This window comes from Cellulosimicrobium sp. So1_17, from assembly GCF_055181235.1.
Map to the genome: position 1 here is coordinate 3971039 of NZ_CM143702.1, position 25951 is coordinate 3996989.

The 25951-nt window shown below is 73.9% G+C and carries 24 protein-coding genes, 1 pseudogene and 1 riboswitch; of the genes and pseudogenes, 13 read left to right on the forward strand and 12 right to left on the reverse strand.

Features of this window, described 5'->3' with window-relative positions; translation table 11 throughout:
- Window positions 1-897: a DUF3027 domain-containing protein gene (locus ACZCLJ_RS17520; protein ID WP_463104673.1), complete on the forward strand. Its 897-nt coding sequence runs from the start codon at window positions 1-3 to the stop codon at window positions 895-897.
- Window positions 894-4052: a sacsin N-terminal ATP-binding-like domain-containing protein gene (locus ACZCLJ_RS17525; protein ID WP_463104674.1), complete on the forward strand. Its 3159-nt coding sequence runs from the start codon at window positions 894-896 to the stop codon at window positions 4050-4052. The genes ACZCLJ_RS17520 and ACZCLJ_RS17525 overlap by 4 nt, the downstream gene beginning before the upstream one ends.
- A gap of 26 nt (window positions 4053-4078) precedes the next feature.
- On the opposite strand, the gene ACZCLJ_RS17530 is transcribed toward ACZCLJ_RS17525, so the two are convergent.
- Complete coding sequence (locus tag ACZCLJ_RS17530; RefSeq protein WP_463104675.1) at window positions 4079-4387, reverse strand: DUF2530 domain-containing protein; 309 nt, start codon at window positions 4385-4387, stop codon at window positions 4079-4081.
- 379 nt (window positions 4388-4766) lie between these two features.
- On the opposite strand from ACZCLJ_RS17530, the gene ACZCLJ_RS17535 reads away from it, so the two are divergent.
- From ACZCLJ_RS17535 to ACZCLJ_RS17560, 6 genes are all read left to right on the forward strand, one after another.
- Window positions 4767-6284, forward strand: a complete 1518-nt coding sequence (locus ACZCLJ_RS17535) for a sugar transferase (RefSeq protein ID WP_463104676.1) — start codon at window positions 4767-4769, stop codon at window positions 6282-6284.
- A 17-nt stretch (window positions 6285-6301) separates the two neighbouring features.
- Window positions 6302-6985: a hypothetical protein gene (locus ACZCLJ_RS17540; RefSeq protein WP_463104677.1), complete on the forward strand. Its 684-nt coding sequence runs from the start codon at window positions 6302-6304 to the stop codon at window positions 6983-6985.
- Between the two features lie 67 nt (window positions 6986-7052).
- The gene (locus ACZCLJ_RS17545; protein WP_463104678.1) at window positions 7053-8528 is read left to right on the forward strand and encodes an NCS2 family permease; all 1476 of its coding nucleotides are present in this window, start codon (window positions 7053-7055) and stop codon (window positions 8526-8528) included.
- A gap of 40 nt (window positions 8529-8568) precedes the next feature.
- Window positions 8569-8913, forward strand: coding sequence for a hypothetical protein (locus ACZCLJ_RS17550; protein ID WP_463104679.1), 345 nt, complete (start codon window positions 8569-8571; stop codon window positions 8911-8913).
- A 5-nt stretch (window positions 8914-8918) separates the two neighbouring features.
- On the forward strand, window positions 8919-9377 hold the full coding sequence (locus ACZCLJ_RS17555) for a MarR family winged helix-turn-helix transcriptional regulator (protein WP_251150207.1): 459 nt from the start codon (window positions 8919-8921) through the stop codon (window positions 9375-9377).
- Window positions 9374-10720, forward strand: a complete 1347-nt coding sequence (locus ACZCLJ_RS17560; RefSeq protein ID WP_463104680.1) for an MFS transporter — start codon at window positions 9374-9376, stop codon at window positions 10718-10720. The genes ACZCLJ_RS17555 and ACZCLJ_RS17560 overlap by 4 nt, the downstream gene beginning before the upstream one ends.
- A gap of 96 nt (window positions 10721-10816) precedes the next feature.
- On the opposite strand, the gene ACZCLJ_RS17565 is transcribed toward ACZCLJ_RS17560, so the two are convergent.
- From ACZCLJ_RS17565 to serC, 3 genes are all read right to left on the reverse strand, one after another.
- Window positions 10817-11878, reverse strand: coding sequence for a cation diffusion facilitator family transporter (locus ACZCLJ_RS17565; RefSeq protein ID WP_463104681.1), 1062 nt, complete (start codon window positions 11876-11878; stop codon window positions 10817-10819).
- Window positions 11875-12249, reverse strand: coding sequence for an ArsR/SmtB family transcription factor (locus ACZCLJ_RS17570; protein ID WP_463104682.1), 375 nt, complete (start codon window positions 12247-12249; stop codon window positions 11875-11877). Before ACZCLJ_RS17570 ends, ACZCLJ_RS17565 begins: the two co-directional genes overlap by 4 nt.
- Window positions 12250-12336: 87 nt before the next feature.
- A complete protein-coding gene (gene serC, locus ACZCLJ_RS17575; RefSeq protein ID WP_463104683.1) occupies window positions 12337-13494 on the reverse strand; it encodes a phosphoserine transaminase in 1158 nt (385 codons plus the stop codon).
- Window positions 13495-13643: 149 nt separating this feature from the next.
- On the opposite strand from serC, the gene ACZCLJ_RS17580 reads away from it, so the two are divergent.
- From ACZCLJ_RS17580 to ACZCLJ_RS17595, 4 genes are all read left to right on the forward strand, one after another.
- On the forward strand, window positions 13644-14351 hold the full coding sequence (locus tag ACZCLJ_RS17580; RefSeq protein WP_251150212.1) for a metal-dependent transcriptional regulator: 708 nt from the start codon (window positions 13644-13646) through the stop codon (window positions 14349-14351).
- Window positions 14352-14553: 202 nt separating this feature from the next.
- A riboswitch (cyclic di-AMP (ydaO/yuaA leader) is annotated at window positions 14554-14714 on the forward strand.
- 50 nt (window positions 14715-14764) lie between these two features.
- On the forward strand, window positions 14765-15520 hold the full coding sequence (locus ACZCLJ_RS17585) for a C40 family peptidase (protein ID WP_463104684.1): 756 nt from the start codon (window positions 14765-14767) through the stop codon (window positions 15518-15520).
- Between the two features lie 174 nt (window positions 15521-15694).
- Window positions 15695-16633, forward strand: coding sequence for a universal stress protein (locus tag ACZCLJ_RS17590; protein ID WP_251150214.1), 939 nt, complete (start codon window positions 15695-15697; stop codon window positions 16631-16633).
- Between the two features lie 93 nt (window positions 16634-16726).
- Window positions 16727-17071 carry a cupin domain-containing protein gene (locus ACZCLJ_RS17595; RefSeq protein ID WP_463104685.1) on the forward strand — a complete coding sequence of 115 codons (345 nt, stop codon included), beginning with the start codon at window positions 16727-16729 and terminating at the stop codon, window positions 17069-17071.
- A 19-nt stretch (window positions 17072-17090) separates the two neighbouring features.
- Here ACZCLJ_RS17595 and ACZCLJ_RS17600 read toward each other — a convergent pair whose 3' ends face one another.
- The 5 genes and pseudogenes from ACZCLJ_RS17600 to ddaH all read right to left on the reverse strand — a co-directional run bounded on the left by ACZCLJ_RS17600 (window position 17091) and on the right by ddaH (window position 22592).
- Window positions 17091-17939 (reverse strand): ABC transporter permease, encoded by an 849-nt coding sequence (locus tag ACZCLJ_RS17600; RefSeq protein WP_251150216.1) that lies wholly within the window; start codon window positions 17937-17939, stop codon window positions 17091-17093.
- Complete coding sequence (locus ACZCLJ_RS17605) at window positions 17939-18940, reverse strand: ATP-binding cassette domain-containing protein (RefSeq protein ID WP_251150217.1); 1002 nt, start codon at window positions 18938-18940, stop codon at window positions 17939-17941. Before ACZCLJ_RS17605 ends, ACZCLJ_RS17600 begins: the two co-directional genes overlap by 1 nt.
- A 206-nt stretch (window positions 18941-19146) precedes the next feature.
- A complete protein-coding gene (locus ACZCLJ_RS17610) occupies window positions 19147-20421 on the reverse strand; it encodes an aminotransferase class I/II-fold pyridoxal phosphate-dependent enzyme (protein WP_463104686.1) in 1275 nt (424 codons plus the stop codon).
- A gap of 10 nt (window positions 20422-20431) precedes the next feature.
- Window positions 20432-21711, reverse strand: a pseudogene (gene rocD / locus ACZCLJ_RS17615) (ornithine--oxo-acid transaminase).
- Window positions 21708-22592, reverse strand: a complete 885-nt coding sequence (gene ddaH / locus ACZCLJ_RS17620; RefSeq protein WP_463104687.1) for a dimethylargininase — start codon at window positions 22590-22592, stop codon at window positions 21708-21710. Before ddaH ends, rocD begins: the two are co-directional and overlap by 4 nt.
- A gap of 296 nt (window positions 22593-22888) precedes the next feature.
- Here ddaH and ACZCLJ_RS17625 point away from each other — a divergent pair, with 296 nt between their 5' ends.
- On the forward strand, window positions 22889-23758 hold the full coding sequence (locus ACZCLJ_RS17625; RefSeq protein ID WP_251150221.1) for a PadR family transcriptional regulator: 870 nt from the start codon (window positions 22889-22891) through the stop codon (window positions 23756-23758).
- A 137-nt stretch (window positions 23759-23895) separates the two neighbouring features.
- Here ACZCLJ_RS17625 and ACZCLJ_RS17630 read toward each other — a convergent pair whose 3' ends face one another.
- From ACZCLJ_RS17630 to ACZCLJ_RS17640, 3 genes are all read right to left on the reverse strand, one after another.
- On the reverse strand, window positions 23896-24381 hold the full coding sequence (locus ACZCLJ_RS17630) for an SRPBCC family protein (protein WP_463104688.1): 486 nt from the start codon (window positions 24379-24381) through the stop codon (window positions 23896-23898).
- Complete coding sequence (locus ACZCLJ_RS17635; RefSeq protein WP_251150223.1) at window positions 24378-25295, reverse strand: hypothetical protein; 918 nt, start codon at window positions 25293-25295, stop codon at window positions 24378-24380. Before ACZCLJ_RS17635 ends, ACZCLJ_RS17630 begins: the two co-directional genes overlap by 4 nt.
- Window positions 25296-25391: 96 nt before the next feature.
- Window positions 25392-25910: an OsmC family protein gene (locus ACZCLJ_RS17640; protein WP_463104689.1), complete on the reverse strand. Its 519-nt coding sequence runs from the start codon at window positions 25908-25910 to the stop codon at window positions 25392-25394.
- Window positions 25911-25951 lie beyond the last annotated feature (41 nt).

Sequence of the window (25951 nt, forward strand, 5' to 3'; positions counted from 1 at the left end):
ATGAGTGCCGTGGCAGCTGCCGAGGAGCGCGTGCGCGGGGTGTCCGCGCGTGCCGCGCGCGACGCCGTCCTGACGGGCGCCGTCGACGTCGCCCGCGCCGCGGCCGAGGAGGTCGCGGAGAACCCTCAGGACGTCGGCGAGCACCTCGGCACGGTCGCGGAGGCCGACCGGCTCATCTCCCACCGGTTCGCGTGCACGATGCGCGGGTACTCCGGCTGGCACTGGACCGTGACCCTCGCACGCGTGCCGCGCGGGCGCGTCGCGACCGTGTGCGAGGTGGAGCTCCTGCCCGGCGACGGCGCGCTGCTCGCGCCTGCGTGGCTCCCGTGGTCGGAGCGCCTGCGGCCCGGCGACGTGGGCCCCGGCGACGTCCTGCCCTTCCGCGCGGACGACCCGCGCCTCGAGCCCGGCTACGTGCCGACCGGCGACGAGGAGGAGGACGCCGTCGCGATCGAGGAGCTCGCGCTCGCACGGGCGCGCGTGCTCTCGCCGGAGGGCCGGGACGAGGCCGCCGAGCGCTGGTACCGCGGCTCCCGCGGCCCGACGACGCGTGGCGCCGTCGCGTCGGCGGCCGAGTGCGGGTCGTGCGGCTTCCTCGTGCCCCTCCAGGGTGCGCTCGGCCAGGTGTTCGGCGTGTGCGCGAACGCGTGGTCGCCCGACGACGGCAAGGTCGTGAGCCTCGACCACGGCTGCGGCGCGCACTCCGAGACCGACGTCGACCCCCAGCCGAGCGACTGGCCCGACGCCGCGCCGCTCATCGACGAGATGCACGTCGAGCTCGTCTCGATGCTCGAGGCGGCGGCTCCGGCCGAGCCTCCGGCCGCGACGACCGACGTCGTGAGCGGGACCGGGTCGGCGGAGCCGTCGCGAGCGGCCGAGGACGAGCCCGGGGCGTGAGCCACGACCCCCTCGGGACCGCGGCGCTGCGTCGCGCCGTCCTCGAGGCCTGGCGGTCCTCGCCGACCCGGCTGCGCGAGGACGCCAACACCGAGGAGGACCACGCGCACGGGTCCTACCGGGACCGCGTGGTCGTCGAGCTCGCGCAGAACGCCGCCGACGCCGCCGCTCGCGCCGGGGTGCCCGGCCGCCTGCTCCTGGCCCTGCGGCCGTCGGACCGTCGTGGCACCCCCGGCGTGACCGGCACCGGCGGCGCCGGCGGCGAGGTCTGGGTGCTGCGCGCCGCCAACACCGGGACGCTGCTGGACGCCGCGGGCGTGGCGTCGCTCGCCGCGCTGCGGGCGTCCGCCACGGGCGAGCAGCGCGCGGCGGGGTCGACCGTCGGCCGGTTCGGCGTCGGGTTCGCCGCGCTGCGCTCGGTGTCCGACGAGATCCGCATCGGCGCCGGGGACCGCGCCGTCGGCTTCTCGCTGGACCGTGCCCGCGTCGCGCTCCAGGAGGTCGTGCGCGACGACGCCGCGCTCGCGACCGAGGTCGCCCGGCGCGGCGACCGTCTTCCCGTGCTGCGGCTCCCGTTCCCTGCGACGGTCGTGGTGCCGGACGGCTACGACACGGTCGTCGAGATCGTGCTGCGCGACGCGGCCGCACTCGCCGCGGTGCGGGCGGAGCTGGCGGCGGTCGGCGACCCGCTGCTGCTCGCGCTGCCCGCACTGGAGGAGATCGTCGTCGACGACGACGACCGCCCGCCCCGACGGGTCGCGGACGTCGAGGAACGCTGGACGACGGTCCGCCGCGGCGGGTCGGTCGACCCGGAGCTGCTCGCCGGGAGGCCGGTCGAGGAGCGGTCGCGGAGCGGCTGGGCGGTCACGTGGGCCCTCCCGCACGACGCCGCACGTCCGGAGGGCGGGAACCTCCTTGAGGCGCCGCCGTCGGGCGCCGGCGACATGCTGCACGCGGCAGAGCCGTCGAGCGGTCGCGAGCTGCTGCGTGTCGTGCACGCTCCCACGCCCACCGACGAGCCCGCGACCTTCCCTGCGCTGCTGCTCGCGTCGTTCCCGCTCGACCCCTCGCGCCGGCACGTGTCCCCGGGAGCCCTGACCGAGCACGTGGCGCGCCGCGCGGGCGAGGCGTACGCGGAGCTGCTCGGGGCGGAGGCGACGCGACGCGGGGCCGACGTCCTCGGGCTCGTGCCGACGGGGCTGCCCGCGGGCGCCGTCGACGCCCTCGTGCGCGACGCGGCCACGGACGCCCTGCGACGCACGCCGCTCCTCCCCGTCGCGGGCTCACGTCACCTGGTCCGCCCCGCCGACGCGCGGGTGCTGAGCGGGGACGTCGGCGCCGACCCGGCCGTGCTCGAGGTGCTCGGCGTGCCCGACCTCGTCGCGGTGCCGCGGCACCTCGTGCCGGTCGCCCGCTCCCTCGGGGTGGAGGTGCTCGACCTCGCGGACGTCGTCGACGATCTCCGGACCCCGGTCGCCCGCGACGGCTGGCGCACCCTCTACGACGCGCTCGCACCGCACTCCGCGGACCCGGCCGTGCGGGAGGCGCTCGGCGCGGTCCCCGTGCCCCTGGCCGACGGCCGCACCGTGCGCGGGGCGCGTGGGCTCGTCCTGCTCGACGTGCCCGAGGACCTCGACGCGCCTGGCGCCCTGCCCGCCCTCACCGCGCACGACGGCGCGGTGCTGGGCCTGCGCGTCGTCGACCCGGAGGCGGTGCACCCGCTCCTCGAGCGCCTCGGCGCCCGCCGGGCCTCGGTGCGCGACCTCGTCGCCGACGACGCGGTCCGCGCGCGCGTGCTCGCTGCGGCGGCTGCGTCCGACGACGGCGACGACGTCACGGCGGTGGTCGGGCCCCTGCTCGCGCTCGTCGCAGCGGCGGTGGCGACAGGTCTCGACGCCGCGCCGTTCTGGTGGGGGGAGCTGCCGCTCGCGACCGGGGACGGCGAGACGGCGGCGGCGCGGTCGCTCGTCCTGCCGGGCTCGTGGGCGAGCCGTGTCCTCGCCCTCGACCCGGTGGGTGCGGACGTGGTCGAGCGGTGGGGCGAGCCCGTGCTGCGGGCGGTGGGGGTCGTCGTCGGGCCGACCGTGCACCGGGTGCGCGACGTCCTCACCCCGTCGCCCGGCGAGGACCCGGTGCTCGCGCCGCACGGCGCGGAGGGCTGGCTGTCGGACTGGTCGGGATACCTGGAGCACCTGGCGCGCGCGCTCGGGGCCGGGGTGTTCGTGGGCGACGTCGCCGCCGTCGCGGATCTCGACGCGGTCACCGACGACGCCTGGACCGAGGTCCTCGCGGCGATCGCCGCGGACCCTGCCACCCGGGCGGCGCTGCTCGAGCCGGTGCGGGCGCCGGGCGGGCGGGAGGCACCGTCGTACACGGCGTGGTGGCTGCGCGAGGAGCTGGGCGGGCCCTTCGCGCTCGGCGACGTCCCTTTCCTGCGCCCGGCCCCGCCGGAGCTCGCCGCGCTCGACGAGGAGATCCTCGTCGCGCTCGGTGGTGTGCGACGCCTCGGCGGGCTCACGCCGGTCGAGTGGGTCGGGCTGCTGGACGCGCTGCCCGACGTCGGGTCGCGGGTCGACGCCGACGACGCCCTCGCGGTGTGGCACGCGCTCGCGGGGCTGGCGGGGCGCGGAGAGGAGCTGGACCCCGCCCCGGACCGGCTGCCGACGCTCGGTCCGCGGGGTGTCGAGGTCGCGGACGCGGGCGAGGTCGTGGTCGCGGCGGACCCGATGTGGTCTGCGCTGCGCCCGGTGGTCCCGGCGCCCGCGGACCTGGTGGGCGCCGTCGCCGACCTGCTCGACGTCGCCGTCGCGCCCCCCGCCCCACGACCCGACGGCGCGGGCCTGCCGCCTACCCCGTCGACCGACGGCGCCGCGCTGCGCGAGGTCCCCGTGTCGGTGCGCCGGGTCGTGCCCGACGCGCCGGGGACGTGGACCGAGCACGCGGACCTGCGGGTGCAGGGGGTCCGCGTGCCGTGGTGGGTCGTGGGCTCGGGGTCGGCGGTGGCCGTGCACGTCGGCGAGCCCCGTGCCCTCGCGCCCGCGCTGGCCGCGGCGGCGGGGAGGTTCGCCCTGCGGCACCTGGTCGAGGAGGTGCTGCGCGACCCCGGGAGCGCCGACGCGATCGTGGCGTCGTCGTTCTGGGACGAGGCAGGGTGAGGGGCGCGCGCCGAGCTCTGCCGACGTCAGTCGGTCGTGCGGTCCCGACGGTCGTCGCGCGGGGCGACGGGGGGCTCGGCGGTGCCGGCACGGTAGCTCTCGCGGTGCCCGCGTTCCCACCACAGGCCGATGCCTCCGAGGACGAGACCGACGACGCACGTCGCGACCCCGCGGGCCGTGGGCACGCCTGTCGCGAGGAGCACGACGCACACCAGCAGGGCCGCCGCCCACAGCGCGACGCCCCACAGGATCACCGCGCGCAGGTCCACGCGCAGGGGCGCAGGCTCGGGCCGGCGGCGGTCGGGGTGGAGCAGGAGCGAGACGAACGTGGGCACGTCGCCATCGTACCGGCGGGCCTTTTCACCCGGTGATGCCCGTCACAGATGGCGGTCACGGATGTCTCACCTGGTGTGATGATCTCCAGCGTCGCCGACCGGCCCGCCGCGACGCTGCGGCGAGACGAGGCGACGCGCATCCGCACAGAGCCGGGTATCTCAAGGCAGAACACCTGGACTGGACGCCTGTCCAAACTCTTTCACTCCGACCCGATGGCTGCAGGAAACGTTGAAATCCTGCGCCTGCGAGGTTCGAGGGATCGTGCAGCGCAGTGATCATCTCACCCGGGTGAAAGCCGATGAGAATTCGCTTTCCACTACTTCGACGAACCTAGGATGAGTCGCCATGCAGGGGTATCAGGAGTCAGGAGGTGGACACGTGTCCCACGACGTCGAGCACGACACACGACGCGGGCTGCGTTCCCTCCTCGGCGTCTCGCCCGCAGCGAGGGTCCGGGCGGCCCGGGCGGCGTTCACGGACAGGGACTGGCAGGTGGCCTACCGTCGCCGTCTTTTGCTCACCGACACCGTCGCCGTCGCCGTCGCCGTCCTCGTCGCCTACTTCATGCGGTGGGAGCAGTTCCTCTCGGACCCGGTGCGGAGCAACGTCCACGTCCCGTACGTCGTCCTCAGCGTCCTCATCGGCGTCGCGTGGTCCGTGTCGCTCGTCGCCACCCGCACCCGCGACCCGCGGGTCCTGGGCAGCGGGGCCACGGAGTACCACCGTGTCTTCGACGCGTCGTGGCGGCTCTTCGCCGTGCTGGCGGTCCTCGCCTTCCTCCTGCGGTTCCAGGAGGCCCGCGGCTACCTCGCCTTCGCGTTCCCCATCGGTCTCGGCGGAGTCCTGCTCGGGCGCTACGCGTGGCGGCAGTGGCTCCACCGGCAGCGCGCCCACGGGCTCGCACGCTCCGCGGTCCTCGCCATCGGTCACCGCGAGCAGGCCCAGCGGCTCATCAGCGACCTCAACGGCCGGTCCGAGTCGGGCTACCGCGTCGTCGGGGTGTGCGTCCCGTCCGGGCGCATCGAGGAGGGGGAGACCGTCAGCGGGATCCCCGTGCTCGGTTCCCTGCGCGACGCCGGCGAGGTCGCCGCGAGGGTCGACGCCGACATCGTCGCGGTCTCCGGCTCCGACGCGATCACGGCCGACGTCGTGCGACGGCTCGGCTGGGAGCTCGAGCCCTACGGCGTGGACCTCATGCTGACCGCGGAGCTCGCCGACGTGGCCGGGCCGCGCATCACCATCACCCCTGCCGAGAGCGTCGCGCTCCTGCACGTCGACGCACCGCGCTTCACCGGGCCCCGGTTCGTCGTGAAGACGGCCACCGACTGGTTCGGGGCCGCGCTCATCACCCTCGTGCTGCTGCCCGTCCTCGTTGTCGTGGCGCTCGCCGTACGGTTGACGAGTCGCGGACCGGTCTTCTACCGCCAGGACCGCGTGGGCCGCAACGGCCGCGTGTTCCCGATGTTCAAGTTCCGCTCCATGCGGACCGGTGCGGACCGCGAGATCGCCGCCCTCGTCCAGCAGAACGACGGCGCGGGCCCCCTGTTCAAGATGCGCGACGACCCGCGGGTCACGCGCGTGGGCAAGGTGCTGCGCCGGTACTCGCTCGACGAGCTCCCGCAGCTGCTCAACGTGCTGCGCGGCGACATGAGCCTCGTGGGCCCGCGCCCGCCGCTGCAGAGCGAGGTCCAGAAGTACGAGATGAAGGTCCGTCGTCGTCTGCTCGTCAAGCCGGGGCTCACCGGGCTGTGGCAGGTGGGCGGGCGCTCCGACCTGTCGTGGGAGGAGAGCGTGCGGCTCGACGTCTATTACGTCGAGAACTGGACCCTCTTCGGCGACTTCCTCATCCTCGCCCGCACGGCGCGAGCCGTGTTCGGCGGGCACGGCGCCTACTGAGGCGGAGGTGGTCCGTCGTGCGGGTCTCCGTCGTCGGGTGCGGCCGCCGAGGCGCGGTCCAGGCGGCGTGCCTCGCCGCAGCCGGTCACGACGTCGTCGCCCTGGAGACGGACCCGTCCGCCCGACGGCGGCTGCGTGCCGGGCTGCCCGCGACCGCCGAGCCGCGCCTGCGACGGCTCCTCGCCCTCGCCCTGCTGAGCGGGCGGCTGCGGGTCACCGGTGACCGGACCGCGGTCGCCGGTGCCCGGGTCCACGTCCTGGCCGTGGGGACCGGTGCAGTCGCGGGCGGCCTGGCCGTCGGGGACGACGACGTGCGCGCGGGTGCCCGGACGGCGATGCTGCGCGACGCCGTCGAGCAGCTCGCCCCGCACCTGGGGCCCGGGGACCTCGTCGTCGGCCGCGCGAGCGTCCTGCCCGGGACCGCCGCGTGGCTCTCGGCGTCGCTCGCGGCCGACGGCGTGCACGCGGACGTCGTGTGGGTGCCGGACGAGCACCGGCCCGGCCACGCCGTCCTCGACACGCTGCGCCCCGCCCGCCTCGTGTACGGGGTGCCGGGCGGCACGCCGGGGGAGCGGGCGGTGGCGATCCTCGACGCGCTCCACGCCCTCCAGCTCGCCGCGGGTACGCCCCGTGAGACGGCCGGCCTCGAGCACGCGGAGCTCGTGGGAGCGCCCGTCCCCGCCGTGCTCGGCGCGGCGTGAGGCGCGCCACGGCGGGCACCCTACCCCGGTTACGCCCTCGTAACCCGCGTCTGGCAGCATTCTCCCCATGTCTTCCCCCACCTCCGTCCGTGAGGACGAGCAGGCGCCCCCGCCTGCCACCAGCGCGATCGACCGCTTCTTCAAGATCACCGAGCGCGGCTCGACGATCGGTACGGAGGTCCGCGGGGGCCTCGTGACGTTCTTCGCGATGGCGTACATCATCGTGCTCAACCCGCTCATCATCGGGACCGTGCAGGACGGCACGGGCCAGTTCCTCGGCGGCGGCGACGCCCCCGACTTCGGCAAGGTCGCCGCGGCGACGGCGCTCGTCGCCGGCGTCATGACCATCGCCATGGGCGTCTTCGCCAACTTCCCGCTGGGTCTGGCCGCGGGGCTCGGCCTCAACGCCGTCGTCGCGTACTCGATCGCGTCCCTGCCGGGCGTGACGTGGGCCGACGCCATGGGCCTCGTGGTGATCGAGGGCCTCATCATCCTGCTGCTCGTGCTCACCGGGTTCCGCGAGGCCGTGTTCCGCGCCGTCCCCGTCGAGCTCAAGACGGCGATCAGCGTCGGCATCGGCCTGTTCATCGCCCTCATCGGCCTCGTCAACGCCGGCTTCGTCACCGCGGGCAGCGGCACGCTCCTCGCGCTCGGGGACCTCGGCACGTGGCCGATCCTCGTGTTCGTCGTGGGTCTCGTCCTGACCATCGTGCTGTGGGTGCGCAAGGTGAAGGGCGCGCTCCTGATCGCGATCCTCACCGCCACCGCCCTCGCGGTCGTGCTCGAGAACACCCTGAACATCGGGGCCAAGGCACCCGACGGCTCGAACCCGGACGGCTTCAACCTCAACGCGCCGACGTTCGACGGCGTCGTGCAGGTCCCCGACTTCGGCCTCCTCGGGCAGTTCTCGCTGCTCGGCTCGTTCGAGAACATCGCGACGGTCACCGTCATCCTGCTGGTCTTCTCGCTGCTCCTCGCCGACTTCTTCGACACGATGGGCACGATGGTCGCCGTCGGTGCGGAGGCGAAGCTGCTCGACGCCGACGGCACCCCGCCGCGCTCGCGCGCCATCCTCGTCGTCGACTCCATCGCCGCGGCCGCCGGTGGCGCCGGGTCCGTGTCGTCGAACACGAGCTTCGTCGAGTCGACGACGGGTGCGGGCGAGGGTGCCCGGACCGGCCTCGCCTCGGTCGTCACAGGTGTCGCGTTCCTGCTCGCGACGTTCCTGTCGCCGCTCGTCGCGCTCGTGCCCTACGAGGCCGCGGCGCCCGCGCTCGTCTTCGTCGGGTTCCTCATGATGACCCAGATCGCGGGCATCTCCTGGAAGGACGTCGAGATCGCGATCCCGGCGTTCCTCACGATCATCGTCATGCCGTTCACCTACTCGATCGCGGACGGCATCGGCGCGGGCTTCCTCGCGTTCGTGCTCATCAAGCTCGCGCTCGGCAAGGTCAGGGCGATCCACCCGCTCATGTGGGTCTCGTCGGCGATGTTCGTCGTGTACTTCCTGCTCGGCCCGATCCGCGAGGCGCTCGGCCTGTAGGGCCGGTGCGTCGGACGGTGGTCGAGTCGCCGCTGGGGCGGTGAGCGCGGCGCGGGGGACGCTTGCGCCCTACCGGCTCGACCGCACCGTCGAGCGCGACGACCGGGGATCGCCGTCGGCCCTCCAGGACCTCCTGGGCCTGGAGGCCGACGGCCGACCCGCGGGCAGCCTGCTGGACCTCGTGCACAGGCACCCGGCCGGGTGCGCTGGGGAGGTCATGGCGAGCCTCGACGACGTGCTGCGCGCCGGGCTCGTCACGCAGCGCGTCGATGTCGACGCGCTGCCCCTCGCCGCGCACCGTCAGCGAGCTGCCGCGCGCGGCACCAACACCCGGCCGACGGCGACCCGGGACTCTTTCATTACCCGAGGTAATGAGTTAGGGTAATGATCATGCCTGCTGCGGATCCCACTGCCCCGACCCGGAGCCAGTGCCGGCCCGCCACCCTCGGCGGCGAGCTCCGCGTCGCGCTGACCCGCATCTCCCGCCGGCTGCGCTCCCAGCGCGGCGAGGCCGACCTCCCCGAAGGGCAGTTCGGCGTCCTCACCGTCCTGCACAAGCACGGTGCCATGTCGCCCGGCGCGCTCGCCGAGCACGAGCGCGTCCGCCCGCCGTCCATGACGCGGGCCGTGAACCGGCTCGTCGAGCTCGGTCTCGTCGAGAAGGTCGAGCACGAGACCGACCGGCGCCAGGTCGTCGTCCGCCTGACCGACGTCGGCGTGCACGAGGTCAAGGAGACGCGGCGCCGACGCGATGCGTGGCTCACGCAGCAGCTGACCACCCTCACCCCCGACGAGAGAGAGACCTTGGCCCGCGCCAGTGAGCTGTTGATCAGGATCGCCGCCCGATGAGCGCGACGTTCTCCTCCCTGAAGTACTTCAACTACCGCGTCTGGTTCGGTGCCGCGCTCGTCGCCAACATCGGCACGTGGATGCAGCGCGTCGCGCAGGACTGGCTCGTCCTGACCGACCTCACGGACGAGTCGGGCATCGCCGTCGGCGTCGTCACCGCGCTGCAGTTCGCCCCCGTCCTCGCGCTGTCCGCCTGGGCGGGCGTCCTCGCCGACCGGCTCCCGCGCCGTCGGCTCCTCATGGCCACGCAGAGCGCCATGGGCCTGCTCGCGCTGGGACTCGGTGCGCTCGTGCTGTCCGGGCACGTCCAGCTCTGGCACGTGTACGTGTTCGCGACGCTGCTGGGCGTCGTGTCCGCGTTCGACAACCCCGTGCGCCAGACGTTCGTCGCCGAGATGGTCCCCGCCGACAAGCTGTCCAACGCCGTCGGGCTCAACAGCGCGTCGTTCAACGCCGCACGCCTCGTGGGCCCCGGCGTGGCCGGCCTGCTCATCGCCGTCGTCGGCTCCGGCTGGATCTTCGTCATCAACGGCGTGACCTTCGCCGCGACGATCCTCGCGCTCGGCTACATGCGGACGCGCGAGCTGCATCCGATGCCGAGCGCCTCCCGGCAGAAGGGGCAGATCCGCGAGGGCATCCGGTACGTGCGCGGCCGGAGCGACATCATCGTCATCATGGTCGTCGTCGGCGTCGTGTCGACGTTCGGGCTCAACTTCCAGCTCACCTCCGCGATGATGGCCAAGGTCGAGTTCGGCATGGGCCCGGGGGAGTACGGCATCCTCGGGTCGATCCTCGCGATCGGTTCGCTCACCGGCGCGCTCCTCGCCGCGCGGCGCGAACGGCCGCGCGTGCGCCTCGTCATCGGCTCCGCGTTCGGGTTCGCCGTCGCCACGGGCGTCATGGCGCTCATGCCGACCTATCCGAGCTTCGCCGTCGCGTGCATCCCCGTCGGACTCGCGTCGCTCACCATGATGACCGCGGCGAACTCGACCATCCAGATGTCCGTCGACCCCGTCATGCGTGGGCGCGTCATGTCGCTCTACATGATCGTGTTCCTCGGCGCGACGCCGGTCGGGTCGCCCCTCATCGGCTGGGTCGCCGAGGCCTGGGGGCCCCGCTGGGCCATCGGCATCGGGTCCATCACCGCGGGGCTCGTCGCCGTCGGCGCGGCCGTGTGGGCCGTCCGCAACTGGCGCCTCGAGGTGCGCTACCGCGTCCTGCAGCGCCCTCACCTCCTCGTGCGCTACCTCGACGCTGGAACGCCGGTCGAGACCGGCGCCCGCGCGGAGACGAAGCGTCAGCTCGGCACCGAGGACGCGCAGGAAGCAGCGCGCGCGGCCTGAACGCACTGCGCGTGTGGTCGGGCTGGGTGGCGAGCGCCCCCGACCACCCATGGTCGGATTCCAGCGGTCGTCGCACCACGTGTGGTCGGCGTGACGCTACGTGCTGACGTGGGCCTGTGGAGAGATGCTCGCGGTGGTGGTGATGTCGACGTCTCCGACGGCGGGTAGCGCGCGGCGCAGGGCTCGCGTGGCCTCGCTGGTGGCTCGGGTGGCGGCCGCGAGAGTGGTGTCCGGCGGGAGCTCGACGCGGGCCTGGACGGTGAGGCGGTGGCCGGTCCAGCGCAGCCGGACGTCGGTGGCGCGCCCGAGGTCCGGGACGTGCTCGAGTGCGTGTCGTGCGCGGTGGGTGAGGTCGGGGTCGACGCCGTCGAGGAGGCGGCGTCCGACGTCGCGTGCGGTACCCCAGAGGAGGACGAGGATCGCGGCGGTGATGAAGAGGCCGACGATCGGGTCTGCGAGAGGGAACCCAGCCCAGACGCCGATCACGCCGAGCACGACGGCGAGGGAGGTGAACCCGTCGGTGCGCGCGTGCACGCCGTCGGCGACGAGTGCTGCGGAGCCGATGCGTCGCCCGACGCGGATGCGGTAGACCGCGACGGCCTCGTTGCCGACGAATCCGATGATGCCGGCGGCGAGCACCCAACCGAGGTTGTCCAGCGGCTGGGGGTCCGCCAGGCGGCGCACGGACTCCACGCCGGCGACGACGGCGGACAGAGCGATCATCGCGACGATGAACAGCCCGGCCAGGTCCTCGGCGCGTCCGTACCCGTAGGTGTAGCGGGTGGTGGCGGCGCGACGACCGAGGACGAACGCGATCCACAGCGGGACGGCGGTCAGGGCGTCGGAGAAGTTGTGGATCGTGTCGGCCAGGAGCGCGACCGACCCGCTGATCGCGACGATCGCGAGCTGGGCGGCCGCGGTGAGGCCCAGCACGACGAGGCTGACCTTGACTGCGCGGATGCCCTGCCCGCTGGCCTCGAGCGCGTCGTCGATCGAGTCCGCAGCGTCGTGCGAGTGGGGCACGAACACCTCGTGCAACCAGCCCTTGAACCCGGTGGCGTGCTCGTGCTCGTGCGTGTGCTCGTCGCGCGGGTGGTCGTGCCCGTGCTCGGGGTGGGCCGACGGGTCCGTGTGCGGATGGCGACGGGTCGCGGTCACGACGCGTCCCCGACGTGGCTCGGGTGTGCCTCGTGGTGGGCGGGCTGGTCGTCCACGGCGTGCTGCGCCTGGAACACCGCCTGCGTCACGAGGTTCCGTGCGTGCTCGTCGACCAGGGAGTAGAACACCCGGGTCCCGTCCTGACGAGTGCGCACGATCCGGCCCCAGCGCAGCTTCGCGAGGTGCTGGGAGACCGCGGTCGGTGCCTTCCCGACCGTCTCGGCGAGGGCGCTCACCGACTGCTCGCCACCACGCAGCGCCAGGATGATGCGCACCCGCGTCGGGTCCGCGAGGAGCGAGAACACCTCCGCCGCGAGCTCGACGTACTGGTTGTCGACCCCGAACGTGCAATCCTGCTTATCTGCGTGCATACGCAGATATTAGCCCTCGCCCCGAGCGGCTGCTCGAGCCGTTGCGTCGGGGGACTGCCGGTCCAGCGTCTTGCGGCGACGGAAGGGTCAGGCCAGGCGGTCGACGACGTGGTCGACGCACGCCGTGAGAGCGCGGACGTCGTCGGGGTCGATGGCGGGGAACATGGCCACGCGGAGCTGGTTGCGGCCCAGCTTGCGGTAGGGGAAGACGTCGAGGATCCCGTTCGCGCGGAGCGTCGCGACCACCTGGGTGGCGTCGACCGAGTCGTCGAGGTCGATCGTGCCGACGACGGTCGAGCGCTCGGTGGGGTCCGCGACGAAGGGCGTGGCCCACTCGCGGGCCTCGGCCCAGCCGTAGAGGTGGGTGGCCGACTCGGCGGAGCGTGCGGCGGCCCAGGCGAGGCCGCCCTGGGCGAGGAGCCACTCGACCTGCTCCGCGAGCATGACGAGCGTCGCGACGGCCGGGGTGTTGAGGGTCTGGTCCTGGCGTGAGTTCGCCGCGGCGGTGCGGAGGGAGAGCGACTCGGGCACCCAGCGCGTCCCGCTCGACTCGACCTCCTCCGCGCGCGCGAGCGCGTCGGGCGAGCACAGCGCGAGCCACAGGCCGCCGTCGGACCCGAAGACCTTCTGCGGCGCGAAGTAGTAGACGTCGGTCTCCGCGACGTCGACCGGCAGCGCGCCGGCGCCCGACGTCGCGTCGACGAGCGTGAGGGCGCCGCGCTCGCGCGAGCCGGGGACGCGGCGTACTGGCGCCATGGCTCCGGTGGACGTCTCGTTGTGGGGCCACGCGTGCACGTCGACGTCGTCGGCGGGCTCGGGGTGGGCGACCGTGCCCGGCGGGGCCGTGATCACCTGGGACGGATCGAGGAAGGGGGCCGCCGTCGTCGCGGCCGCGAACTTCGCACCGAACTCCCCGAAGGCCGCGTGCTGCGCCCTGCGGCGCACGAGGCAGGCCGTCGCGACGTCCCAGAACGTCGTGGACCCGCCGTTGCCCAGCACGACCTCGTACCCCTCGGGGAGGCTGAAGAGCTCCCCGAGGCCCTCGCGCGAACGCCGCACGAGCGACCTCACCGGCGCCTGCCGGTGCGACGTGCCGAGGAGCGACGTGCCGGCGTCGGACACGGCACGTACCTGGGCGGCGCGCACCTTGCTCGGCCCGGACCCGAACCGGCCGTCGGCCGGGAGCAGGTCCGCGGGGATCGTGATCTGGGCGGTGGTGTCGGCGGGCGATGCGTGCTCGGTCACAGCGTCACCCTACGCGCGCGCGAGGCGCGGGCTCGGCGGCGTCCGGGGGGCGTCGGGCGACGGCGCTCGTTCTTCCGGGATTCTCCCCGGAACGCGTCAGGGGATCGCCATAGACTGTCCCCCAGCCGACGGACGACAGGGAGCGCGACGTGACCGATCTGATCGATACCACCGAGATGTATCTGAAGACGATCTACGAGCTCGTCGAGGAGGGCATCACACCCCTCCGCGCGCGCATCGCGGAGCGCCTCGGCCACTCGGGCCCCACGGTGTCGCAGACGGTCGCGCGCATGGAGCGCGACGGCCTCGTCGTCGTCACGGGGGACCGGCACCTCGAGCTCACGCCGGCGGGCAACGACAAGGCGACGCGCGTGATGCGCAAGCACCGCCTTGCGGAGCGCCTGCTCACCGACGTCATCAAGCTCGACTGGGAGCACGTGCACACGGAGGCGTGCCGCTGGGAGCACGTCATGAGCGAGCTCGTCGAGGAACGACTCATCGGGCTGCTCGACCACCCGCACTTCGACCCCTACGGGAACCCGATCCCGGGGCTCGCGGAGCTGGGCGAGCAGTTCGAGGGCGTGGAGTTCCTCGACGGCGTCGTCCCCCTGCCCGCGTACGTCGCGCAGCGCGCGACGGGCGACGTCGAGGTCGAGGTCGTCCTGCAGCGCATCGCCGAGCCGATCCAGGTGGACGTCGAGCTCCTGGCGCGGTTCGCGGAGGCCGGGGTGCTCCCGCGCCGGACGCTGCTCGTGCGTCCGGCGAGCGGCGGTCTCGTGGTCCAGGGCAAGGGGTCCGAGATCGTCCTGGACCTCCCCGAGGAGATCGCGCGCCACCTGTTCGTCGCGCAGGGCTGACCCGCGTCCCCCGACCGGGGTAGCGCTCCCATGGCGCCCTGACCAGCAGGAACGCGATCTCGTGGGCTGCCCTGGGGAGACGGCTCCCGAGGGCCGTGATGGGAACGTGACATTTGGCAGGGTGTCCTGTACGGTCGGTGCTGCTCCATCGGAAGACCTGTCCGGCGGAGTCCTCGAGCGGAACGCCTAACCCTGTCGCTGCCCGAGGTTCACGACAACCCGACGACAGGGACGGGGGACCCAAATCCGGGCGCTGGAGACAGCGTCCTTGGGGTGAAGCCCGACGGACCTCGGTCCGTCAGGCCGGGTGTATCTCCCACCCGAACCCGACAGCTGACCTCGCAGGCGTCCAGGAGAGGCAACACGTGACCGTGAGCACGACTCGCGCCCGCCACCGCGCGGCGCGGCGTCCTATGACGCCACTCAGCACCATCGCCCAGGCCGCCTCGGACCAGATGACGACCGTCGGGCGCCGCACCGCCGTCGTCGCCGCGTCCTCCGGTCTCATCGTCTCGATGATCGGCGCTGCCGCTCCCGCGACCGCAGCCCCCGTCGACACGGAGCCGAAGCTCAACTCGGTCGACCTCAGCGCACTGACCGCGCAGGCGCGCCAGGCCCTCGAGGCCGCGCCGACCGTGACGGTCGCGGCCGACGCCGCGTTCTCGATCGAGGCCGCACCGGTGACGGTGACGCCGGCCCCCGAGCCGGAGCCCGAGCCCGAGCCCGTCGTCGAGCGGACCCAGAGCACGAGCCGCACGCAGGAGCGTGAGTCGACGCAGACCGTTGCCGAGGCGCCCGCCCAGGAAGAGGCCGCGGTCGCCGTCCCGGCGTCGGCCTACGGCAGCACGATCGTCTCGATCGCGGCGCGCTACGTCGGCGTCCCGTACGTCTACGGCGGCACCACGCCCGACGGCTTCGACTGCTCCGGCTTCACGAGCTACGTCTACGCGCAGGTCGGCATCAGCCTCCCCCGCACGTCGGGCGCGCAGGGCTCCGTCGGCACCAAGGTCCCGCGCTCCGAGGCGCAGCCGGGCGACCTGATCTGGACGCCGGGCCACATCTCGATCTACGCCGGCGACAACATGCAGATCGACGCGCCGCGTCCGGGCAAGACCATCCAGTTCCGTCAGATCTGGCAGTCTAACCCGACGTTCATCCGCGTCGCCTGACCCACGGCGCAGCGCAGCACGTCACACGAGCCCCGTCCCTCCGCGAGTCGTCGCGTAGGGGCGGGGTTCGTGGCATTCTTGACTCGTTCGTGACCTGCGGTGGAGGTTCTGCCCGGGGCGCCTCGGCGACGTCGGTCGCCGGACGGCACGCGGCCGTCGAGAGGAGAGTCACCCATGACCCGCACGGAGACCGTCCTGGTCGGCGTCGACGGCTCGGCGCCCAGCCTGCACGCCCTCGACTGGGCGGCCGCGTACGCGCTGCGCGTCGGCTGGTCGCTCCACGTGGTCTGCACCTACTCGCTGCCGTCGTTCACCGCAGCGTCCCTCGACGGCGGGTACGCCGCGCTCGACGACAGCGCCATCCAGGAGGGTGCCAGGGCGGTGCTCGAGGAAGCACGGGCGCGCGCCGACGCCGCGGGGGTGCGCGTCACCGCCACGGTCACGACGGGTGACGCCGCGGGTGTGCTCGTCGAGATGTCCCGCGACCACTCGCTCGTCGTCGTCGGGACCCGCGGCCGCGGCGGGTTCACCGAGCGGCTGCTCGGCACGGTGTCCTCCGCGCTCCCGGCGCACGCGCACTGCCCCACGGTCGTCGTCCCGTTCCGCGCCCGGACCAAGGGCGACGACGCCGCGACGGAGGAGCTGCCGGTCGTCACCCCGCTGCGCCGCATCGTCGTGGGCGTCGACGGGTCGCCGTCGGCCGAGATCGCCCTGCGGCACGCGATCCGCCAGGCCCGCGCGTGGGACGCCGAGCTCGTCGCGGTCGCCGGGGTGCCGGTCGGTGCGGGCGCCGGGTTGCTGGCGTGGCTCCCCGCGTCCATCGACCACGAGCAGGTGCTTGCCGACGTCACCGAGGGGCTCAACGTCATCATCGCCCGGCACGAGGCCGAGAACCCCGGTCTGACCATCAAGCGGATCGTGCTCGACGGGACCGGCGCGGAGCTGCTCACGGAGTTCTCCACCGCGTCCGACCTGATCATCGTCGGGTCCCGCGGTCGCGGGGGGTTCCGCGGCCTGCTGCTCGGGTCGACGAGCCAGGCCGTGCTCCACCACTCCGCGTGCCCCGTCATGGTCGTGACGAAGAAGTGCGACGACGTGGTCGAGTCGGGCTGAGGCTGCCGAGGGAGTACCGCGGTCGGGCCATCCTCTGCTGGTTCGGGGGGAGACTCACTTCTCGGTGGGGGGACCACCTGCGAGGATGCGGCGATGCAGATCCACCGCCTGGGTGCTCACCCCTTGACTCGCTTCGGAAGTGCGGGCGTCGAGCTCGTGCCGGTCGGACGCGCGCTCGGTCCGGCGGTCGTGCACGTCGCGCGGATCGCTGCGGGAGGCAGCATCGGGGCGCACCCTGCGACGGTGGACCAGGTGATGACGGTCGTGAGCGGCAGCGCCCGGGTCGAGGGTGGGGACGGTGCGGATGCCCGGCTCGACACCGGTGACGCCGTCCACTGGGCTGCCGGCGAGGTCCACCGCACCTGGGCGCTGACGGACGTCGTCGTGACGATCCTGGAGGCTTCGGACGGCATCGAGGTCGCCGGCGCCGAGGCGTGACCGGTGTGCCTGCCGGACCTCAGCTGCGGTTGCGGTACAGACGCATCGTGATCGGGGCGAGGACCGCGGTGAGGACGACCGACGCCACGAGCACCCACATGATGCCGTCGAGGTCGGGCTCGCCCGCCATGAGGCTGCGGACGGCCGTGACGAGGTGCGTCACCGGGTTGATCTCGACGAAGCGCTGCAGGACCACCGGCATGGTCGACGGGTCGACGAAGATGTTCGACGCGAACGTCAGCGGCATGAGCACGAGCATCGACGTCCCCATGACCGCGTTCGGCGAGCGCAGCACGAGGCCGAGGGCCGTGAAGACCCAGCTCAGCGCGAACGAGAACACGAGCAGCAGCAGGATGCCGAGCACGACCCCGACCACACCGCCCGGCGGGCGGAACCCGAGGACGAGCCCGAGCGCGAGCGTGACCACCGACGCGATGGTGTAGCGGACGGTGTCGCCGAGCAGCGCGCCGACGATCGGTGCCGGGCGCCACACGGGCAGCGAGCGGAACCGGTCGAAGACGCCCTTCGAGATGTCGGTGTTCATCGTGTAGCCCGTGTAGATCGTCGTGAACAGCACGGCCTGCACGAGGATGCCGGGGAGCAGGAACTGCAGGTAGCTCTGCACGTCGCCCGCGAGCGCACCGCCGAACAGGTACGTGAACATGAGCGTGAAGATGATCGGCGACACGGTGACGTCGAACAGCTGCTCCGGGACGTGCTTGATCTTGAGCAGCGCACGCCACGTGTAGGTGAAGGTCGCCGAGACAGGGGAGGGCCGGCTCGGGCGGTGCTCGAGCGCGACGGCCTCACGCAGGGCGCTCGCCTCGGGAGCGCGCAGCTCCGCGGCAGTGGTGGGCTCGGTCGCCATCAGGCCACCTCCTCGATCTGCTCGTCGGGTTCGTCGACCGGCTGGCCGGTCAGGGCGAGGAACACCTCGTCGAGGCTCGGCTGCCCCAGCGTGAACTCGGGCACCGCGATGCCCGCGTCGCCCAGCGCGGGCAGGAGGTCCGCGACCGAGGTGGCGCCGTCGTCGGGCACGCGGGCCGAGAAGGCGTAGGGGTCGTTGGCGAGGGAGACGTCGGTGCCCAGCACGGCGCCCACGATCTCGGCCGCGCGGGTGCGCTGCGCGGAGTCGGCGAGCCGCACGTGCACCGCGCCCTCGCCCACCGAGCGCTTGAGCTCGGTCGCGGTGCCCTCCGCGATGACCTTGCCGTGGTCGATGACCGCGATCTTGTCGGCGAGCTGGTCCGCCTCCTCGAGGTACTGCGTGGTGAGGAGGACGGTCGCGCCGTCGGCCACGAGCACGCGCACGATGTCCCACACCTGGTTGCGGCTGCGCGGGTCGAGGCCCGTCGTCGGCTCGTCGAGGAACAGGACGCGCGGGCTCATCACGAGGCTCGCGGCGAGGTCGATGCGGCGGCGCATGCCGCCCGAGTACGTCTTGACCTGGCGGTCACCCGCGTCGCCGAGGCCGAACGCCTCGAGCAGGTCCGCCGAGCGGCGGCGCGCCGTCCCGCCGAGGAACCCGTAGAGCCGCGCGAGCATCACGAGGTTCTCGGTCCCCGTGAGGTCCTCGTCCACCGAGGCGTACTGCCCCGTGAGCCCGACGACGGAGCGCACCTTGTCGGCGTCGCGCACCACGTCGTGGCCCAGGACGGTCGCCGTCCCGGCGTCGGGCTGGAGCAGCGTCGCGAGCATGCGGACGGCGGTCGTCTTCCCGGCCCCGTTCGGGCCGAGCACCCCGAGAACGGTGCCCTCGGGGACCGACAGGTCGATGCCGTCGACCGCCTTGGTCACCGACTTCTTGGACGTGAAGTGCTTGACGAGACCTCTCGCCTCGACGGCGAGGTCACCGGTCGACGAGCTCATGTCCCTCCTCGGGTCGCACGTGGCGGCACCCGGGCGGTCCCACCACCCACGCTCCGACCGGGCCGTCCGGCGGAACTCATCGGTGCACCCACCCATCGTGCGCCGAGCGTCCGACACGGTCCAGTGAGATCTGTCAGCTGCCGAGGGAGTACCCCGCCCACCCCGACACCCAGAGCGACCACGCGCCGTCGGGCGCGACCGCGGTACTACTTCGCGGCCTGCTCCGCGGCGGCGAGCAGGACGCACGTGGCGACGCCGTCCATCGCGACGCGGACCTCCTCGAGCGGGGGCAGGGACGGCGCGAGGCGCAGCACCGTGTCCTGCGGGTCCTTGCCGTACGGGTAGGCGGCGCCGGCCGGCGTGAGCGCGATGCCCGCGGCCTTCGCGAGCTCGACGACGCGCGACGCGGTGCCGGGCCGCACCTCGAGGCTCACGAAGTAGCCGCCCTTCGGCTCGGTCCACGACGCGACGTCCCACGGCCCCAGCCGCTCGGCGAGGATGCCGGTCACGGCCTCGAACTTCGGCGCGAGGATGTCGCGGTGCCTGCGCATGTGCTCGCGCACGCCCTCCGCGTCGCCGAAGAACAGCGCGTGCCGGAGCTGGTTGACCTTGTCCGGGCCGATGGACCGCGACGACAGGTTCTTCCGGACCCACGCGACGTTGGCCGGCGACGACGCGAGGAACGCGACGCCCGCACCTGCGAACGTGATCTTCGACGTCGACGCGAACAGCACGACGCGGTCCGGGTTGCCCGCCTCCGCGGCGAGACCGATCGCGTCGACGGTCGTCACCTCGTCCTGCGTGAGGTGGTGCAGCGCGTACGCGTTGTCCCACAGGATGCGGAAGTCGGGGGCTACGGTGGGCATCGACACGAGCCGGCGCGCGACCTCGTCCGTCACGACCGAGCCGTCGGGGTTCGCGTACGTCGGCACGACCCACATGCCCTTGATGCTCGGGTCGTCGGCGACGAGCGCGGCGACGGCCTCGGCGTCCGGGCCGTCCGCCGTCATGGGCACCGTGACCATCTCGATGCCGAGCGCCTCGCACACCGAGAAGTGGCGGTCGTAGCCGGGCACCGGGCAGATCCAGCGCACGCGCTCCTCGCGGCCCCACGGTCGCTCGGACCCGGGGACGCCGAACAGCGTCGCGTCGGCGAGCGTGTCGTACATCATCGTGAGGCTCGCGTTGCCGCCCGCGAGGAGCTGCTCCACCGGGACGCCGAGCAGCTCGGCGAAGATGCGCCGGAGCTGCGGGAGCCCGTCGAGGCCACCGTAGTTGCGCACGTCCGTGCCGTCGGCGTCCGTGTGCACCCCCTCGCCGGGCAGGGCGAGCAGCGCCTCGGACAGGTCGAGCTGCTCGGCGGACGGCTTGCCGCGCGTGAGGTCCAGCTTCAGCCCGAGCGCCTGCAGGTCCGCGTAGGCGCGGCGCAGGTCGTCGAGGGACGCGGCGAGGGCGGAGGGGGTGGGGTGCGCGGTGGTCACGCTCCGGACTCTACCGATCGTCGGCGAGCCCCGTCAGGGCATTCTCCAGCGCGGACAGCCCGGTCTCGAGGTCGTCGGCGGAGATGGTCAGCGGGGCGCGAGCCGGATGGTCGAGCCGTGCGTGTCCTTGGCCAGCACCCCGCGCGCGAGCAGCGCCTCGCACAGGTCGCGGCCGGTCCCGCGCGCCGGGTCGAGATCGAGCCCGGCCCACAGCCCGACGCCGCGGACGCCGTCGAGCAGCCCGGCGCCCACGAGCCCGGCGAGGCGCGCGTGGAACGCCGACCCCAGCGACCGGGCCGCGGCCTGCGGCACGCCGGAGCGCAGCAGGTCGACGACGGCGATCCCGACGGCGCACGCGAGCGGGTTGCCGCCGAACGTGCTGCCGTGCGTCCCCGGCGTGAGGACGTCGAGCACGTCGCGGCGGCCCACGACCGCGGAGACCGGGAGGATCCCGCCGCCCAGCGCCTTGCCGAGCGTCACGAGGTCGGGCCGGACACCCCACAGCTCGCACGCGAGCGTCGTCCCGGTGCGCCCGAGGCCGGACTGGATCTCGTCGGCCACGAGCAGCACGTCCCGATCGGCCGTGAGCGCACGCAGCGCGGGCCAGAACCCGTCCGGCGGCACCACGACCCCCGACTCGCCCTGGATCGGCTCCATGAGCACCGCGACGGTCGTGTCGTCGACCGCCGCGGCCACGGCGTCGACGTCGCCGAACGGCACGACGCGGAAGCCCGGCGTGTACGGGCCGAACCCGTCGCGCGCGTCGGGGTCGTCGGAGAAGGACACGATCGTCGTCGTGCGGCCGTGGAAGTTGCCCGACGCGACGACGATCGTCGCCTCGCCCGGCGCGATCCCGCGGACGTCGTAGCCCCACTTGCGCGCGGTCTTGATCGCTGTCTCGACGGCCTCGGCGCCGGTGTTCATCGGCAGCACGGCGGTGCCCGGACCGTGGTCCGCGCCGCCGGCCGTCAGCGGCCCGACGAGCGCGGCGAGGGCGTCGGCGAACGGGAGCAGCAGGTCGTGGTCGAACGCGCGCGACGTGAGGGTGACGCGCCCGAGCTGGCGCGTCGCGGCGTCGACCAGCGCCGGGTGCCGGTGACCGAAGTTGAGCGCGGAGTACCCGGCGAGCAGGTCGAGGTAGCGGCGCCCGCCCGTGTCCGTGACCCACGCCCCCTCGGCGGTCGCGATCGTCACGGGGAGCGGGTGGTAGTTGTGCGCGAGAGTGCCGGGCACGCCGGGGGCGGGCGTGGCCGGGTGTGGCGTCGAGGGGCGCACGTCCTGCGCGGTCATGCGGCACCGCCGGCGCGGAGCCCGCGCACCTCGAGCGTGCAGCACTTGGCGCCACCGCCCCCGCGCAGCAGCTCCGACGTGTCGACGCCGAGCGGTTCGTAGCCGCGCTCGCGCAGCGCTCCCGCGAGGTGCTCGGCGCGCGGGTTGTGCACGACGTGCGTCCCGTCGCTCACGGCGTTGAGCCCGAGGACGACGGCGTCCTCCTCCGTCGCGAGGAGCGCGTCGGGGAAGCGCTCGCGCAGGACATCCTGCGCGGCGGGCGAGAAGGCGTCGGGGTAGTAGGTGACGTCGACGGCGGGCGGGCCGACGAGCGCGGGGTGAGCCCCGCCGTCGGGCACGGGGCCGCCCTGGTTGCCCCGCAGGACCGTGAGGGCGGTGTCGAGGTGGTAGAAGCGCGGGTCGACGAGCTCGAGCGTGACGACCTCGCGCCCCCAGAGGGCGGCGGCCTCGGCGTGCGCGGCGCGGTCGGTGCGGAACCCGGTGCCGGCGAGGACGACGTCGCCCGCGACGAGCAGGTCGCCCTCGCCCTCGTTGACCTGCTCCGCGAGGTGCGTGACGAACCCGTGGTCGGCGAACCACTTGAGGTAGGCGGGGCCCTCGGCGGCGCGCTCCGGGTGGAGGAACCGGGCGGAGTAGACGAGACCGTCGACGACGGTCGCGCCGTTCGCCGCGTAGACCATGTCGGGCAGCCCGGGGACGGGGTCGATCGTCTCGACGGTGTGCCCGAGGTCGCGGTAGGTGTCGCGCAGGCGCTCCCACTGGGCGACGGCGAGCGGCGTGTCGACCGGCCTGCTGCGGTCCATCCAGGGGTTGATCTCGTAGCTGACCGTGAAGTAGGTCGGCCGGCACATGAGGTATCGCCGGGAGTGGTCCGCGTGCATCGCCGCCTCCTCGCTGAGACCGGGCCGCGGGGTGGTGGCCCGGGGTGACCCGGGCGGTGGGTGTCCGGCCGGGTGACGTGCTGGCTGCCAGCGTACGTCCGGTGGTGGCCGGTGGCCCGGCGCCGCGCGCTTCTCGCGGAGGGTTGACGACGATAGTCTGTCGATATATCGTTAGCGTATCGCTGAGCCACTCGATGCGACTCGCGACCACCGCCCGCGGCGACGACACGTCGCCCGGGCGTCGGCCCTGGGCACACGCCCGGGCCCTCCAGACACCCTCACCCAGGAGAAACTCCATGAGCTACGCACACCAGAACCGGGGTCGTCACCCCGAGAACCTGTCCCAGCCCTCCGGCGACCTCGGCGGGCGCGGCCCGCGGCGTCGCCGTCGCGACGGCTTCCCGTCCGTGCCCGACGACGCGGCCTGGTTCCGCGGCGACGCACCCTCCGGCCGTGGTCGGGGCGGCGCTCGCCGCGGGCCCGGCGGCTTCGGCGGCCCGGCGGAAGACCCGCGCGGTCCCGAGGGCCGCGGCTTCGGCGGTCCCGAGAGGCGCGGTGGCCCGGCCTTCGGCCCCGGGTTCGGGCCGGGCTTCGGCCCTGGCGGGCACCGAGGTGGCCACCGCGGCCGCGGGCCGCGCCGTGCAGGCCGCGGCGACGTCCGCGCCGCGATCCTCCTGCTCCTCGCCGACCAGCCGATGCACGGCTACCAGCTGATCCAGGAGATCGGCGACCGGAGCGAGGGCCAGTGGCGCCCGAGCCCCGGTGCCGTCTACCCGGCGCTCAACCTGCTCCAGGACGAAGGGCTCGTGGAGCTCTCCGCCGAGGGCGGGCGCCGGCTCGCCTCGCTCACCGAGGCGGGACGCGCCGTCGTCACCGAGCAGGCCGACACGCTCGGCGACCCGTTCGCCGAGGCCGCCGGTCGCGGCGGGCGCTCGCGCCACGCGCTGCGGGCCGGCGTCGAGGCCGTCGCGGCCGCCGTCCACCAGGTCGCCCGCACGGGCACCGACGAGCAGGCGAAGGCCGCGGCCGAGCTGCTCGAGCGCACGCGCCGAGACCTCTACCTGGTCCTCGCCGGCCCGACGCCGTCGGACGCCCCCGCGGACGTGCAGGACGCGCCCGTGGCGGAGGACTCGCCGTCGGGCACGGGCGACGAGCCCACCGTCTGAGGCATCGGTCACCAGCCACGCCGAACCCCGGGTTGCGTCCCGATCAGACAGCTGATCGAGGCGCAACCCGGGGTTCGGCGTCTGCGTCGGCGGCGCGCTGCGGGAACGGGGGCCGACGGTCTGCTGAGAGGGCCAGGTCAGCCGTGCCGTGCGGTGAGCCGCGTCTCCAGCCGGCGCAGCGACGCGTGGAGCATCCAGCGCAGCACGAGGCCGACGAGCGGTCCCGTCACGGCCCGGGGGAGCGGGCCGGCGAGGTACGCGTCCTCCCACCACACGACGCGGCAGCGCCCGGCGCCGAGCGGCTCGACGTCGAACCCCGCGTCGCCGAGCAGCACGGGCCCTTCCTTGCGGACGCTCGTGCGCCCGGTCCGGCCGGCGGCGGTCGACGGCCGCTCCAGCGACGTCACGACCATCCGGTCGACGACGCCGCGCGCGCCGCGACCGACGAACGGCCCGCTGACCATCGCGAACCGGTCGCCGACCTCCGGACCGCGCCCGGCCGGCGTCGCCATCCGCGTCAGCGGGATGAAGCGGGGGTGCGTGCGCGGGTCGGCGACCCAGGCGAACGCGACCGTCGCGTCCACGGGCAGCTCGCGGCCGACCGCGACCCGGTGGGACGTCACCCGGCGTCTCGCGTCGGGTCCTGCCGGCGACGACGCCCCGGCAGGAACCGGCGTCGACCGCGCGACGGCGAGGCGTCCTCGGGAACGGGGACCAGGGTCGGCCGGGCGTCCTCTGTCGGTGCCTCGACGACCTCGAGGATCCGCCCGAACGTCGACGGCGGCGGGCCGAACGCCCGGCGCGACTGCGCGACGACGCCGTGCCCCAGGGCGCGCGCTCCCACGACCCCGACGACCGCGCCGATGCCGAACGGCACCAGCCTGCCGAGGGCGAGCCCGGACTGCTTCGCGAGCTGCGTGCGCAGGAAGCGGTTGCCCAGGGCCTTGTTGACCTTGACGAGCGTCCCGGCGGGCATCCGGGTCAGCAGCACCTTGCCCCAGGCGAGGCCCGAGCCCTGAGCGGCCTTCTCGACGTCGCGCGCGCCCTTCTCGCCGAGGACCGAGGCGAGCAGGAGCGCCCGGCGCCGGGCGACGTCGTCGACGGCGATCCCGTGCACGTCGGCGACGGCGAGCGAGAACGCCGCCGACGACGCGAAGAACGTCGCGATGTCGCTCGAGGTGAGGACGAGGCCCACGCCGGTGCCGACCGCCGGAAAGCCCGCCGCGGCACCGACCGCGCCTCCGGCGGCCTGGATGACGAGCAGGTACTCCCGCTCGAGGATGCGGATGACCTCGGCAGGCCCCGCCTCCGGGTTCCGACGGCGCACCGAGTCGACGTGCGCGCGGATCACCTGCGACGGGATCGTCACGGCCTTGTCGAGCGCGGCGTCGAGCAGCGGGGTCGGCCGGTACGCGGCCCACTCGACGGCGTCCTGGGTCGCGACGTCGTCCGGGTCGCGCGTGGCCGGCGGCGTCCCGTAGTCCGGGGCACCGCCGTACGGCGTCGGGGTCCTCGAGGGGTCCTGGTGGTGCGCCATCGCGTCTCCCGTCATCCGTGCGGTCCGGTCATCCGTTCCGTCTGGTCGTCCGTGCGTCCCGGTCAGCCCTGCGTCCCGGTCAGCCCTGCGGTCCGGTCAGGCCTGCGTCTCGACCTCGCGACCGGCGCCCTCCGGCTGGAAGAGGTACTCGACCTCGGCTCCCGCCTTGACCGTCCGTCCTACGGTGCACGCCTTGTCGATCGCTCGCGCGGCGACGGTGACCAGGCGGTCGCGCGCGTCGTCGTCGAGCGAGGTCAGGTCGATGTCGTACGTGCCCGTGATCTTCGGGTAGCGGTCCTCCTCGACGAGCTTGGCGCCCTCGACGTGGATCGTCACCTGGTAGTCGTCGCCGAGCCGTCGCGCGAACGTCCGGTCCGTGCTCATGCCGGCGCACGCAGCGAGCGCGATCTTCAGCAGCTCGCCCGGCGTGAACACCGCGCCCTCGCTCGCCGGGCCGATCGAGACCTGCGCGCCGCGCGCCGAGTGCCCGGTGTACGTGCGGTTCCCCGTGCGCTCGACCCACAGGGGGTCGGTCGGTGCGGGCGACGCCGCGGGGACGTCGCGCTCCGCCTCGTCGGCGGAGTTCAGGGTGCTCTCGGCAGGCTGGGTCGTCATGCGTCGATCCTCGCACTCCTCGGTCCGTGGCGGCCGGACGG

What these genes read in the sequence shown, in the direction of transcription:
- ACZCLJ_RS17520 (WP_463104673.1), top strand. Translation starts at nt 1, where the DNA reads ATGAGTGCCGTGGCAGCTGCCGAGGAGCGCGTGCGCGGGGTGTCCGCG.
- ACZCLJ_RS17545 (WP_463104678.1), top strand. Translation starts at nt 7,053, where the DNA reads ATGTCTTCCCCCACCTCCGTCCGTGAGGACGAGCAGGCGCCCCCGCCT.
- ACZCLJ_RS17555 (WP_251150207.1), top strand. Translation starts at nt 8,919, where the DNA reads ATGCCTGCTGCGGATCCCACTGCCCCGACCCGGAGCCAGTGCCGGCCC.
- ACZCLJ_RS17560 (WP_463104680.1), top strand. Translation starts at nt 9,374, where the DNA reads ATGAGCGCGACGTTCTCCTCCCTGAAGTACTTCAACTACCGCGTCTGG.
- ACZCLJ_RS17570 (WP_463104682.1), bottom strand. Translation starts at nt 12,249, where the DNA reads ATGCACGCAGATAAGCAGGATTGCACGTTCGGGGTCGACAACCAGTAC.
- ACZCLJ_RS17585 (WP_463104684.1), top strand. Translation starts at nt 14,765, where the DNA reads ATGACGCCACTCAGCACCATCGCCCAGGCCGCCTCGGACCAGATGACG.
- ACZCLJ_RS17590 (WP_251150214.1), top strand. Translation starts at nt 15,695, where the DNA reads ATGACCCGCACGGAGACCGTCCTGGTCGGCGTCGACGGCTCGGCGCCC.
- ACZCLJ_RS17595 (WP_463104685.1), top strand. Translation starts at nt 16,727, where the DNA reads ATGCAGATCCACCGCCTGGGTGCTCACCCCTTGACTCGCTTCGGAAGT.
- ACZCLJ_RS17600 (WP_251150216.1), bottom strand. Translation starts at nt 17,939, where the DNA reads ATGGCGACCGAGCCCACCACTGCCGCGGAGCTGCGCGCTCCCGAGGCG.
- ACZCLJ_RS17605 (WP_251150217.1), bottom strand. Translation starts at nt 18,940, where the DNA reads ATGAGCTCGTCGACCGGTGACCTCGCCGTCGAGGCGAGAGGTCTCGTC.
- ddaH (WP_463104687.1), bottom strand. Translation starts at nt 22,592, where the DNA reads ATGCACGCGGACCACTCCCGGCGATACCTCATGTGCCGGCCGACCTAC.
- ACZCLJ_RS17625 (WP_251150221.1), top strand. Translation starts at nt 22,889, where the DNA reads ATGAGCTACGCACACCAGAACCGGGGTCGTCACCCCGAGAACCTGTCC.
- ACZCLJ_RS17635 (WP_251150223.1), bottom strand. Translation starts at nt 25,295, where the DNA reads ATGGCGCACCACCAGGACCCCTCGAGGACCCCGACGCCGTACGGCGGT.
- ACZCLJ_RS17640 (WP_463104689.1), bottom strand. Translation starts at nt 25,910, where the DNA reads ATGACGACCCAGCCTGCCGAGAGCACCCTGAACTCCGCCGACGAGGCG.